The following is a 12702-nucleotide window of genomic DNA, read 5'->3' as shown; positions in this document are numbered from 1 at the left end:
AAGATGATTACAGAAAAAGTCAATATGCCATATAAATATGATGAGTTTCACTCTAATGGAAATGAAATTTTAGTACTTGGTATTGGTAATTATTTAATGGGGGATGAGGGGGTTGGAGTACATTTTATTAATAGGATTGAGAAGACCGATTTTCCCGAAAATATCTCTTTTATTGATGGAGGAACAGGAGGATTTACATTAATTCCATGCATCGAGAACCATAAAAAAGTAATTATTGTAGATGCAACAATGGATGGAAAAGAAGAAGGGACTATTACACTCTTAACACCCAGATTTTCTAATGATTTTCCGATTTCTTTAAGTGGTCATAATTTTGGATTAAAGGACATGGTCGAAATTTTGACTATGCTTGATACGATGCCCGAAATTTATTTGTATACAATTACGATTTCTAAAATGGAACCAATGCTTATGGAACTTTCTCCAAAAGTCGATGGAGCGATAAAAGAAGTAACAGAAAAAATTATTCAATTAATTGAAAATTTTAATAAAAACTAAACCTTGAATCATTCTTTTCAAATAATCATTTCTGGACGTGTGCAAGGTGTTGGCTTCCGCCCTTTTGTTTATAATTTAGCTACTGAATTTGGACTGACTGGTTATGTTTCAAATAATGAATTTGGACTGATTATAATAGCAAGTGGAGAGCCCGAAAGAGTATTTGAATTTCACAAAACGATTAAAAAAAAATATCCTAAGAATGCTAAAATAACAGCGATTAAGATTTCAGAATTTACTACAAAAGAAAAATTTGAAAATTTTTATATAAAATCAACAACAGAAAACATTTCGGCAAATTTACCTTTAACACCAGATTTTGCAATTTGCGAAAGTTGTAAAGATGAGGTTATAGATTCTGAGAACAAACGTTATTTTTATCCTTTTACTACTTGTACTCAATGCGGTCCTCGTTACGCTATCACCAGGAAATTCCCTTTTGAAAGAGAAAATACGAGCATGAATGAATTCCGAATGTGCCAAGCATGTTCTGAAGAATATCGTAATCCCAAAGATATTCGTTTTCATTCGCAAACAAGTTCATGTCCCGATTGCGGGGTTCAACTTTCTTTTACTGATAAAGAAAATAAGAAAATTATAGGTACAAATTTGCAAATTTTCAAACGTATTTCAGATGAATTAAAAAAAGGGAAAATTATAGCTGTAAAAAATATTTCGGGATATTTATTACTATGCGATGCTAGGAATTCAGAGGCTATAAAGGAATTAAGAAGTCGGAAAAGACGTTTGAAAAAACCTCTTGCAGTCTTATTTCCAAATTTCAGTCAGGTTGTTGCTAATTTGAATTGTAATAAAATAGAAGAGAAACAATTAAAATCTGTTGAAGCACCTATTGTTATTTTAAATTTAAAAGATCAAAATAATCTGGCAGTAGATGAAATTGCTCCAGAAATGAGAACAATTGGAGCAATGCTTCCTAATTCAGGCATTTTACAATTAATTTCATTTGTTTTTAATGCTCCTTTAATAGCTACTAGTGGTAATTTTCACGGGGCACCAATTTGTACAAACGAAAAAGAGGCTACAACTATTTTAAAACCTATTGCAGATTTTTTTCTCCATCATAATTTAGAGATAGAACATCCTCAAGATGATAGTGTAATTAAATTTTCGGAAAAGAACAAAGTAAAAATAATCCTGAGACGATCCAGAGGTTTTGCTCCAAATTTTAAAACAGATTTTTGTAATGATATCAATCAAAAAATAGTTTGCTTAGGCGGAGATTTGAAAAATACTATTACTATTAGTCCTAACAATCAATGTTATGTTAGCGAATATAATGGAGATTTAAGTAATTATGATGTTTATGATCGATTTGATAAAAAAATAAAAAAGTATCTGCAAATTTTTGATTTCTTGCCAGAGGTTATTATTTGTGATAAACATCCAAATTATCATAACAGTCAAATTATTAGTGATTTTACAGATACAAAAAATCAAAAAGAAATTCTGAAAGTTCAACATCATGAAGCTCATTTTGCAGCAATTTTAGGAGAGAAAAAGCTATGGGGAAGAAAGAATGTTTTAGGTGTTATTTGGGATGGAATGGGTTTTGGAAATGAAAATGAAATTTATGGAGGAGAGTTTCTACGCTACAATGCTAATAAGATTAAAAGAGTTGGTCATTTAGAATATTACCCATGGATTATGGGAGATAAAATGTCAAAAAACCCAAAAATTGCTGCATTTTCTATAAGTGGGAATAATACTTTTTTTCGAAATTTTTTTGATGAAAACGAATTGAAAATTTATAAAAATGAGATAGGGCTCGCAAAAATAAAAACATCCTCTATGGGGAGATTATTCGATGCTGTTGCCTTTACTTTAGGCTTTCTGGATAATATATCATTTGAAGGAGAAGCAGGTTTATATCTTGAAAATTTGGCTCAAAGAGGATATAATAAACCTGTTTTAGAATTAGAAGATTATTTAAAAAATGAGATAATTACCAACCTGGTTCCTGTAAGAAGAATTTTATTGCAAATTATTACAGCTCGTAAAAAGAATGTTGATCTAGAAATTATCGCTCTTAATTTTCATTATACTTTGGTGAAATGTATTGAAAAAGTTGCAAAATTTTCAAAAGCAAAAGAATTAGCATTTAGCGGAGGAGTTTTCCAAAACTCAGTACTTATAGATTTGATTGTTGATCATTTAAAACCAAAATATAAACTTCATTTTCATAAAATAGTTTCTCCCAATGACGAAAATATTTCATTTGGACAACTCAATTACTATTTACATATAAAAAAATAAATCATGGATATTTTAGAATTATTAGGGCATGTTGGTAAAACAGAAGAGAAAGATAAAATCTCTTATTCTGCGGGAGTGGTGATGGCATTAAGTCTAAAAGATATAGGTTTTGACGAAATAAAATACGAAGATTTTGTAGATGGAATGCAATCTGTATTTGGAAAAGCAAGCTCAAAGATTTCTCCTAAACGATCTATCGAGATCTTTAATAATTATGTAGCACTTTTACAAGAAGAATTGAAGATTACGAATGCAGAAATTGGAAAAGAATTTTTGGATAAAAATTCTAAAAAGGCAGGAATAATTTCGCTTTCAAGTGGATTGCAATACGAAGTTTTAGTTGAAGGAAATGGAAGTATTCCTAGAAGAACAGATACTGTAAATGTTATTTATGAAGGCTATTTGCTGAATAAAAATGTTTTTGATTCGACTAAAGAAACTGGTGCGCAGAAAATTAAATTATTGCAGACTATACAAGGTTGGCAAGAAGCATTGCAATTAATGCCAGAAGGCTCTCGCTGGAAAGTTTATATCCCACATCATTTGGCATACGCCGAAATTGGAGCACCTCCGATGATTCAGCCCAATTCAACCTTAGTTTTTATAATTGAACTTTTAAATATTGTTTGACATGAAGTATCTCTCAGAGTACAGAAATCCTGAATTGGTAAAACAGTATATTACCGAATTGCATAAAATAACCACAAAGCCTTGGAATATAATGGAAATTTGTGGTGGACAAACGCATTCATTAGTAAAAAACGGTTTGTTGGATTTATTGCCTTCAAACATAAGAATGATTCATGGGCCTGGTTGCCCTGTATGTGTAACTCCAATTTCTTTAATAGATAAGGCAATAGAATTGATGAAGCAAGATGTAATTTTGTGCTCATTTGGGGATATGACCCGAGTACCAGGTTCTTCTCAAAGTCTGTTGCAAGCTAAGGCTGAAGGGGGAGATTTACGTATTTTATATTCCCCACTGGAGGCGGTAAATATAGCTGCACAAAACCCTGATAGAGAAATTGTATTTTTTGCAGTAGGATTTGAAACGACAGCTCCAAGTATTGCTTTAGCAGTAATTCATGCTCAAAAATTAGACTTGGGTAATTTTAGTTTATTAGTCTCGCATGTACTTGTGCCACCTGCTATGGAGACTATTTTATCTGATGAGTTTTGTACTATTGATGCTTTTTTGGGAGCCGGACATGTGTGTACAATAGTAGGATTGGAAGAATATTATCCCATTTCTGCAAAATATAAAATTCCGATTGTAATTTCTGGATTTGAACCTGCCGATTTGCTTCGGGCTATTTATCATGCTGTACTACAATTAGAAGCGGGAAAATTTGAAGTTGAAAATCAATATACCCGACTAGTAAAAGAAGAAGGGAATATAAAAGCTAAAGAGGTTGTAGACGCTGTTTTTACAATTGGAGATCAAGAGTGGAGAAGTATTGGCGTAATCGAAAATAGTGGATTGGTGATGAGAGAAAACTATAGAAAATATGATGCTAATTCTCGATTTTCGATTAACAGTAGTAATAAAAAGACTGACCAAAATTGTATTGCAGGAGAAATTTTAAGAGGAACTAAAAAACCAAACCAATGCCCCGAATTTGGAAAAAAATGCAAACCGTCTAATCCATTAGGAGCACCAATGGTTTCTTCTGAAGGAGCGTGTGCTGCATATTATAATTATTTGTAGTTGTTATGATTGGAATAATAATAACACTTTATGCAGGATTAGAACATGCTCTTGAAATGGATCATTTATTGGCTGTTAATAATTTAGTAACTAATAGAAAAAATATAAAGAAAGCTGCCAAAGATGGGATGTATTGGGGAATAGGACATACCCTTACCATTTTTGTGATAGGTGTTGTTATGATTGGTTTTAAGGTAATTATAAAGGAAAGTGTTTTTAGTTATCTTGAAGGAACTGTTGGTTTAATGTTGATTATACTAGGTGTTTTTCGTTTGTTTAAGTTATTTAAAAAAAATACCCATACTCATACCTACACGCACTCACATGAACATACCCATAGTAATGGCGTTACCCACACCCATTTGCATTCTCATACATATACCCATTCTCATCCCATAGATTTGTTTGAGCATGAACATCCAGATGAATCTAAGGGATATCGGGCAGCATTTGGTGTAGGATTAATTCATGGATTGGCGGGCAGTGGCGCTTTGGTCGTATTAGTAATCTCTCAGATGAAAACGGTTTTAGAAGGATTAATGTATATCTTAGTTTTTGGATTAGGTTCAATTTTCGGGATGTTTTTAGCCTCTGGATTATTCAGTATTCCTTTTGCTAAAAATGTACTCAAATCTCAAAAACTACAATACGTATTAATCATAATTTCCTCGCTGCTTTGTATTGCTTATGGATTTAAAGTAGTGTATGAAAATTTCTTTGCATAAGGAACAAATATTAAATCAATCCTTTTATCTTGGCGTGTTGCAATAATAAAATTGTTTTGGCATCTTTTATTTCTCCAGTTGCAATCATATTGTAAGCTTCATCAAAAGTCATTTCTAGTACTTCGATGTTTTCATTTTCAATGTCGAGCCCGCCACCGTCACTAACTTTCATGCTTTCGTCATATTCGCCTGTAAATAAATATAGAATTTCGGTTACCGATCCTGGTGACATATAGGTTTCGATTACTTTATCTACATTCTTTAATCGATATCCTGTTTCTTCTTCCGTTTCACGGATGATACATTCTTTAGGATTGTCTTTGTCTAAAAGTCCAGCACAAACTTCAACCATCATTCCAGATTCATTTCCGTTAAGATAAGTTGGCATGCGAAACTGTCTTGTTAGGACTACTGTTTTCTTTTCAGAATTATAAAGTAATATTGCTGCGCCATTCCCTCTGTCATATACTTCTCGGCTATGGGTTTCTTGCTTTCCGTTATTCTTTTGATAATCAAACGTTACTTTGTTTAATACATACCAATTATCAGATAATAATTTAGTCTCAGTTATATTTATTTTAGGATTGCTCATGTGTGAAATATTTTTTTGGCAAAAAAAACGCCCTGGATTTCAGAGCGTTTAATGTTTTTATTTAAGTATCGTTTGTTTTCTGTCTGGACCTACAGAAACAATCTTGATAGGCACTTCGACTTCTTTCTCGATAAACTCGATATATTCTTTTAATTCAATCGGTAATTGATCATAAGTTGTCATTCCAGTTAAATCAGCTTGCCATCCTTTAAACTCTTTGTAAACAGGAGTTACATTTTCTGGCTCAATATTATAAGGGAAATGAGAAATGTTTTGTCCTTTGTAGTTGTATTCAGTACACACTTTTAAAGTTTCGAATCCAGAAAGTACGTCACCTTTCATCATCATTAATTGTGTAACACCATTTACTTGAACAGCATATTTTAAAGCTACTAAGTCTAACCATCCACAACGTCTTTGTCTTCCTGTAACAGATCCAAATTCGTTTCCGATTTTTGCCATTGTAGCTCCAACTTCGTCAAAAAGTTCAGTTGGAAAAGGACCGCTACCTACACGAGTAACATATGCTTTAAAAATTCCGTAAACTTCTTTAATTTTGTTTGGCGCAATACCTAAACCAGTACATGCTCCTGCAGCAGTAGTATTAGATGAAGTTACGAAAGGATATGTTCCAAAATCTACATCAAGTAAAGATCCCTGAGCACCTTCGCATAAAATAGATTTACCTGCTTTCTGAGCTTGGTACATATATTCTTCACTATCAATAAAATCTAATTTTTTTAGTTCTTCGATAGCTTCAAAGAATTCTTTTTCAAGTTCTGCTAAGTTGTATTGAATAGCAACATCATAAAAAGCAATCATAGCTTCATGCTTGTCTGCCAATGCTCTGTAACGTTCTTTAAAATCTTCTAATTCTATATCACCAACACGTAAACCGTTTCTACCAGTTTTGTCCATGTAAGTTGGACCAATTCCTTTTAATGTAGAACCAATTTTTGCTTTTCCTTTTGATGCTTCAGAAGCTGCATCAAGTAAACGGTGTGTTGGCAAAATTAAGTGTGCTTTTCTAGATATAATTAATTTGCTTTTGATGTCTAAATTAAATTTCTCTAGACCTTCAATTTCTTTTTGGAAAACCACTGGGTCAATTACAACTCCATTACCAATAATGTTAATAGACTTTTCATGAAAAATTCCTGATGGAATTGTTCTTAAAACGTGTTTTATTCCGTCGAATTCTAAAGTATGTCCTGCATTTGGTCCACCTTGAAAACGAGCAATAATGTCATAATTAGAGGTAAGAACGTCTACAATTTTCCCTTTACCTTCATCTCCCCATTGTAATCCTAGTAATAAATCTACGGTCATTCTGTTTTTAATTTTAATGTCGAGGCAGTTTTTACCGCCTGCTCAGATTAATTTGTTATCTATTTTTATTTAAATATTTTTGAGAACAATCTTTTTTAGCGATTGTCTATTTCTGTTTTTTGTTTCCGTAAAAATATAAGGAATGATTCGTGATTTCGATATCAAATATTTCTTCGATTGTTTTTTTTATGGTCTGAATTCTAGGGTCGCAAAATTCGATTACCTCACCAGAATCAGTCATAATGATATGATCGTGTTGCTTGTCAAAATACGATTTTTCGTAGTAGGCTTGATTTTGCCCAAATTGATGTTTACGAACCAAAGCACAATCTAATAATAATTCGATTGTATTATATAAAGTGGCTCTACTTACACGATAATTTTTGTTTTTCATTTTGATATACAAGTTTTCAATATCAAAATGTTCTTCACTATCGTATATTTCCTGAAGTATTGCGTAGCGCTCAGGTGTTTTACGATGCCCTTTTTGTTCAAGATATAATGTAAAAACATTTTTTACAATTTCTTGATTTTTGTTGTTGTCAGTTGAAATGAGTGTCATATCCTGCAAAGATAATTTATTATTTTTAAATGAATAAAAGTTTCCTGTTTAAAGTTTCACGTTCAAATGTTTAATCGTGAAAATTCAGACACTTATGTTCTATATTCTCTGGTTACTTTATCTACACCGTCAATTTTTTTGATATTATTAATCATTTTCTTGAGTATAGAATTATTTCGTACGATTACTGCAATCTGACCATGAAAAATCCCTGCATCGGTACTCAAAGAGATGCTCTGAATGTTCACGTTCATGTTGTTAGAAATCACTTTTGTTAATTGGTTTGTAAGTCCTAAAACATCCATTCCTGTAATATTGATAATAGCTTTAAATTCTTCTTGAGATGAATCAATCCATTTAGCAGTCATTATGCGATACGCATAGTTGGATTGCATTCCGATGGCATTAGGACAGTCTTTCTTATGAACTTTTATCCCTTCGTTTATCGTTACAAATCCAAAAACATCATCTCCAGGAATTGGGTTACAGCATGGAGATAATTTATAATCTAGTTTATCGTGCTCAGTTCCAAAAACCAACATATCATAATTACTGCTGATTTCAGGTTTATGAATATCGGTATCAGCTGTATTGCTGTTATTACGTTTTATTTTGTTTTTGAAGAAATTAATAAACGTGTTACCTTTTTGGGCAGCATAATCTTTTAATTGTTGATTTTCGATTGCGCCAACACCAACTCTGTAAAATAAATCTAAACTCGTTTTAAGTTTAAAGAAGTTAACCAACTCGTTTATAACTTGTTCGCTAATCGTAATTTTTAAGTGTTTAAGTTTGCGAGTAAGTAATTCTTTTCCTTCTTCTGCAATCTTTTTGGTGTTTTCGTTTAAAACGTTTTTAATTTTATTTTTAGCTCGGGATGTGGTAACATAATCCAGCCAGTTGACGGTTGGCTTTTGGTTTTGAGAAGTAATAACTTCTACCTGATCACCACTTTTTAATTCGTAGTTAAGAGGAACTAATCGTCCGTTAACACGAGTTCCACGAGTTTTTATTCCTATTTCGGAGTGAATACTAAAAGCAAAATCTAATGAGGTTGCACCTTTTGGCAATGATTTAATTTCTCCTTTTGGAGTAAATACAAAGATTTCTTTTGAATATAAATTCATTTTAAAATCCTCAACAAAATCTACCGCATTGGTTTCGGAATTTTCTAAAGCTTCACGAAGTAAGTTTAACCAAACATCCAAACCACTTTCTTCGGTGGCCCCGTTTTTATATTTGTAATGTGCTGCATATCCTTTTTCTGCAATTTCATCCATACGTTCGCTTCGAACTTGTACTTCGACCCAGCGTCCTTTTGGTCCCATTACTGTTATGTGCAAAGCTTCGTATCCAGTAGATTTTGGTGATGAAATCCAGTCACGTAATCGGCTAGGGCTTGGTCTGTAATGGTCTGTTACGATAGAATATATTTTCCAGGCAAGAAATTTCTCGTCATGGGGATTCGATTTATATACAATTCGAAGTGCAAACTTGTCATAAACTTCGTCGAAGCTTACGTTTTGCGCACGCATTTTTCTTCGAATAGAATAAATAGATTTCGGACGACCTTTTATAATATAATCGATTCCTTCTTCATCCATAGATTTTTTAAGAACATCAGAAATGTCTTTGATGTAAGCATCTTGTTCTTCTTTGGTTTCGCGAATTTTGCTTACAATATCATTGTAAACTTCAGGTTCAGTATATTTTAATCCTAAATCTTCAAGTTTAGTTTTAATGTTGTACAATCCCAATCGATGTGCAAGTGGAGCATAAATGTATAATGTTTCGGATGCAATTTTGGTTTGTTTGTATTCAGCCATCGAATCCATAGTTTGCATATTATGCAAACGGTCGGCTAATTTTATCAAAATTACACGAACATCATCATTTAAGGTAAGGATCATTTTACGGAAGTTTTCCGCTTGCATTGATGCATTTAAATCCCTTTGAACCATCGAAATTTTAGTTAATCCCTCTACAAGTTGTGCAACTTTAGGATTAAATAAACGCTCAATGTCCTGAACAGTCAGTGGAGTATCTTCGACAACATCATGCAATAAGGCAGCAGCAATCGAGGTGGCTCCCAAACCAATTTCGGAAGCTACAATTTTTGCAACAGCAATAGGATGGAAGATATATGCCTCGCCTGATTTTCGTCTTTGTTCTTTATGAGCATCAACAGCAACATCAAAAGCCTTTCGGATTAGTTTTTTATCTGTAGGACTTAAAGTCTGATAACTAATTCGAAGTAATTCTTTGTATTCCTGTGCAATTGCTTTATTCTCTTTTTCAATATCTATCTCTATCATATATTCGCCTGGTTCAATTCCCTAAAAATAAGAATAAGTTTCAATATACACAAGGGAATGAGGTGTTGATTTTAGATTTTAGTATCGAAGTTCCTAGATAAATTTTAGAAAGGACATTAACAGTTTTTATCTAAAAGGAATTATTTAGCAAAGTTTCACAAAGAGACACCAAGCTACGTAAAGTTTATTCTTTTTTTAACCTTTGTTTCCTTGTGTCTCTGTTCCTTTGAATCTATAAAATTTACGGAATTTTAATAAAGTCTAAGTCTTGAAAATCGTAACTGAAATCAGTTAATTCAGAAATTGCTTGCATTTTTAAATTAGTAGCTTTTCCGTTAGAATCATATTTAAAGAAAAGGTGTGCGTCTGCATGAAAATAGGCATTATCCCATTTTACTACATAATTTCCATCTTTATAAAAGAATGCTTCACCTACTAATTGAGGAGAACGTTTGGACGCAAAATATACCTTTCCTTTTTTTTCTGTAATGGTAACTTCTCCAAACCAATTGTCTTTGTAAGTTCCAGTAATTTTGGTAAAATCAGTTTTTAGTTTATCTTTTTTATTTTTAGCAACAACAGCCCAAACTTCATCGGTTACTTTGTCTGCTGTTTCTTCATTTGCTTTCATTTTGTTGCTGTATAATGCAACATAATCTTCAGATTTAATGCCTAAATAGCTGTCTTTTATAGTATTTGTAATTGCAGTAAATGCTGCACCTGATTGCTGATTTGTTAAGACGATAATTCCTAATTGTAGCTCAGGAATTAAAGTTACCTGAGTTACAATGCCTTCTAATCCACCAGTATGAGTAACCTGCTTGTATCCTTTTACATCACTTAGGAACCAGCCTAAACCATATCCGCTAAAATGAGTATTGTATGGAGCTCTGGTTCTTGCTGGGATAATAGTTTGCAACTGCCACATCTCGTCATGTTCTTTTTCTGAAAATAATTGTTTATTGTCAGATCCATATTTACCGTTATTCATTTGCATAATTGCCCATTTGCTCAAGTCATTTACGCTTGAATAAATACCAGCAGCTGCATCAAAAAGTTGATTTTTATATCTGCTAATTACTTTTAATTTTCCGTCAATAGGTACGTGTGGAGCAATAATATTTGTAGAGTCTTTTAAGCGCAAAAATGAAGCTGCACTATGATTCATTTCTAATGGTTTCATGATGCGTTCTTCAACAAAATCGCACCAGCTTTTTCCGCTTACTACATGCACAATTTCGCCGGCAACGATATACAATAAATTGTCATAATCGTATTTGGTTCTAAAGCCTGAAACAGGTTTTAAATACTGTAAGTTTTGGGTAATATCTTGTGCAGTAAAGTCACTACCGTCAGGCCAAATCATTAAATCTCCTGCTCCAAGCCCAAGTCCGCTACGGTGAGTTAATAAATCTCGAATCGTAAATTCCTGCGTCACATATTCATTGTACATCTTAAAATTTGGAAGATATTTTACCACTTTATCATCCCATTTTATCTTTCCTTCATCAACTAACATTGCAAGGGCAGCACTTGTAAAAGCTTTACTGTTAGACGCAATTCCGAAAAGGGTATTTGCATCGACTTTCTCTTTTGTTATGATAGATTTTACACCATAACCTTGAGCCTGTACGATTTTTCCATCCTTAATAATAGCAACAGCAATTCCAGGAACGTTAAATGTTTTTAGAGTGTTTTCTACCAGTGCATCAACTTCTTGATTGGTGATTTGTGCAGAAACCGTAAAACCGAATAATAGTGTTAAAAGTGATAATTTATAGTTCATACTTTAAATTTTATAATTGATTAAAACCTCGTTGTCTTTTTGCTTCAAAAATTAATATGGCTGCTGCAACCGAAACATTCATGCTGTCTATTTCACCTTCCATCGGAATAATGATATTTTGTGTCGCTGCATCTCTCCATTCCTGGGTTAATCCGGTAGCTTCGGTACCAACGACCAAAGCTGTTGGTGTTGTGAAATCCTGAGTGTGGTATGAAGTTGAGTTTTGTAATGTAGCGCAGTAAAAATTGATTTTATTTTCTTTTAAAAAAGTAATAATTTCAGAAGTTGTTCCCGTTGCAATCTGGTTGGTAAATAAGCAACCTACACTTGAGCGAACAATGTTTGGGTTGTATAAATCACTTTTTGGGTTGGCAATAATTACAGCATTCAAATTTGCTGCATCGGCAGTACGTAATAATGCACCAATATTTCCTGGTTTTTCAGGAGCTTCGGCAACAAGAATTAACGGATTATCGGATAATTTTAAATCAGATAATTGCAACGATTTGGTTTTGGCTATAGCCAAAACACCTTCGGTTGTATCTCGATAAGCTAGTTTTTGATAGATTTCTTTATTGATTTCGATTAAATTAACTTGTTTGCCAGTTAATTTATTGATTTCGTTTTCAGAAATTAATTCGGGTAAAAACAAAATCGTTTCTATTTCATAGCCGCCTTTTATGGCCAATGAAATCTCGCGTTTTCCTTCTATTAAAAACGTTCCGGTTTGTTTGCGTGCTTTTGCTTTTTCTTGCAATAACACTAATGATTTTATAAATGGGTTTTGTATCGAAGTAATTTGTTTCAAGGGAAAAAGTGCTGAGTTTGTAAGTGGCTAAGGTAATAAGATTTTTTAAATTTTAAATTCAATACTATTTTTTCAAAATGA

Annotated in this window: 11 protein-coding genes; 5 read left to right on the top strand and 6 right to left on the bottom strand. The window is 32.8% G+C overall.

Annotated features, from left to right (window positions below):
- Nucleotides 1-3: 3 nt before the first annotated feature.
- From AC3IPI_RS23305 to AC3IPI_RS23285, 5 genes are read left to right on the top strand one after another with little or no spacing between them, the layout of a single operon-like run.
- On the top strand, nucleotides 4-519 hold the full coding sequence (locus AC3IPI_RS23305) for a HyaD/HybD family hydrogenase maturation endopeptidase (RefSeq protein ID WP_240474642.1): 516 nt from the start codon (nucleotides 4-6) through the stop codon (nucleotides 517-519).
- 3 nt (nucleotides 520-522) lie between these two features.
- Nucleotides 523-2796, top strand: coding sequence for a carbamoyltransferase HypF (gene hypF, locus AC3IPI_RS23300; RefSeq protein WP_489156117.1), 2274 nt, complete (start codon nucleotides 523-525; stop codon nucleotides 2794-2796).
- Between the two features lie 3 nt (nucleotides 2797-2799).
- Entirely contained in the window at nucleotides 2800-3426 is a 627-nt protein-coding gene (locus AC3IPI_RS23295; protein WP_489156115.1) for an FKBP-type peptidyl-prolyl cis-trans isomerase, read from the top strand.
- Nucleotide 3427: 1 nt separating this feature from the next.
- On the top strand, nucleotides 3428-4504 hold the full coding sequence (hypD, locus tag AC3IPI_RS23290; RefSeq protein ID WP_489156113.1) for a hydrogenase formation protein HypD: 1077 nt from the start codon (nucleotides 3428-3430) through the stop codon (nucleotides 4502-4504).
- A gap of 5 nt (nucleotides 4505-4509) precedes the next feature.
- Nucleotides 4510-5229: an urease accessory protein UreH domain-containing protein gene (locus tag AC3IPI_RS23285; protein ID WP_489156111.1), complete on the top strand. Its 720-nt coding sequence runs from the start codon at nucleotides 4510-4512 to the stop codon at nucleotides 5227-5229.
- 10 nt (nucleotides 5230-5239) lie between these two features.
- Here AC3IPI_RS23285 and nudK read toward each other — a convergent pair whose 3' ends face one another.
- From nudK to AC3IPI_RS23255, 6 genes are all read right to left on the bottom strand, one after another.
- Nucleotides 5240-5821: a GDP-mannose pyrophosphatase NudK gene (gene nudK, locus AC3IPI_RS23280; protein WP_489156109.1), complete on the bottom strand. Its 582-nt coding sequence runs from the start codon at nucleotides 5819-5821 to the stop codon at nucleotides 5240-5242.
- A gap of 57 nt (nucleotides 5822-5878) precedes the next feature.
- Nucleotides 5879-7150 carry an adenylosuccinate synthase gene (locus tag AC3IPI_RS23275; protein WP_039119937.1) on the bottom strand — a complete coding sequence of 424 codons (1272 nt, stop codon included), beginning with the start codon at nucleotides 7148-7150 and terminating at the stop codon, nucleotides 5879-5881.
- Between the two features lie 106 nt (nucleotides 7151-7256).
- Nucleotides 7257-7712, bottom strand: coding sequence for a Fur family transcriptional regulator (locus tag AC3IPI_RS23270; RefSeq protein ID WP_035618963.1), 456 nt, complete (start codon nucleotides 7710-7712; stop codon nucleotides 7257-7259).
- A 92-nt stretch (nucleotides 7713-7804) separates the two neighbouring features.
- The gene (locus tag AC3IPI_RS23265; RefSeq protein WP_039111166.1) at nucleotides 7805-10027 is read right to left on the bottom strand and encodes a RelA/SpoT family protein; all 2223 of its coding nucleotides are present in this window, start codon (nucleotides 10025-10027) and stop codon (nucleotides 7805-7807) included.
- Nucleotides 10028-10268: 241 nt separating this feature from the next.
- Nucleotides 10269-11813, bottom strand: a complete 1545-nt coding sequence (locus tag AC3IPI_RS23260) for a serine hydrolase (RefSeq protein WP_489156106.1) — start codon at nucleotides 11811-11813, stop codon at nucleotides 10269-10271.
- Nucleotides 11814-11823: 10 nt separating this feature from the next.
- Nucleotides 11824-12621 carry a TrmH family RNA methyltransferase gene (locus AC3IPI_RS23255; protein WP_489156104.1) on the bottom strand — a complete coding sequence of 266 codons (798 nt, stop codon included), beginning with the start codon at nucleotides 12619-12621 and terminating at the stop codon, nucleotides 11824-11826.
- Nucleotides 12622-12702: the final 81 nt, after the last annotated feature.

The organism is Flavobacterium sp. GL_143 (genome assembly GCF_057834355.1).
This window is presented reverse-complemented; position numbering and strand designations above follow the sequence as displayed.

What these genes read in the sequence shown, in the direction of transcription:
- AC3IPI_RS23270 (WP_035618963.1), bottom strand. Translation starts at nt 7,712, where the DNA reads ATGACACTCATTTCAACTGACAACAACAAAAATCAAGAAATTGTAAAA.
- AC3IPI_RS23295 (WP_489156115.1), top strand. Translation starts at nt 2,800, where the DNA reads ATGGATATTTTAGAATTATTAGGGCATGTTGGTAAAACAGAAGAGAAA.
- AC3IPI_RS23265 (WP_039111166.1), bottom strand. Translation starts at nt 10,027, where the DNA reads ATGATAGAGATAGATATTGAAAAAGAGAATAAAGCAATTGCACAGGAA.
- AC3IPI_RS23305 (WP_240474642.1), top strand. Translation starts at nt 4, where the DNA reads ATGATTACAGAAAAAGTCAATATGCCATATAAATATGATGAGTTTCAC.
- nudK (WP_489156109.1), bottom strand. Translation starts at nt 5,821, where the DNA reads ATGAGCAATCCTAAAATAAATATAACTGAGACTAAATTATTATCTGAT.
- AC3IPI_RS23285 (WP_489156111.1), top strand. Translation starts at nt 4,510, where the DNA reads ATGATTGGAATAATAATAACACTTTATGCAGGATTAGAACATGCTCTT.
- hypD (WP_489156113.1), top strand. Translation starts at nt 3,428, where the DNA reads ATGAAGTATCTCTCAGAGTACAGAAATCCTGAATTGGTAAAACAGTAT.
- AC3IPI_RS23275 (WP_039119937.1), bottom strand. Translation starts at nt 7,150, where the DNA reads ATGACCGTAGATTTATTACTAGGATTACAATGGGGAGATGAAGGTAAA.
- AC3IPI_RS23260 (WP_489156106.1), bottom strand. Translation starts at nt 11,813, where the DNA reads ATGAACTATAAATTATCACTTTTAACACTATTATTCGGTTTTACGGTT.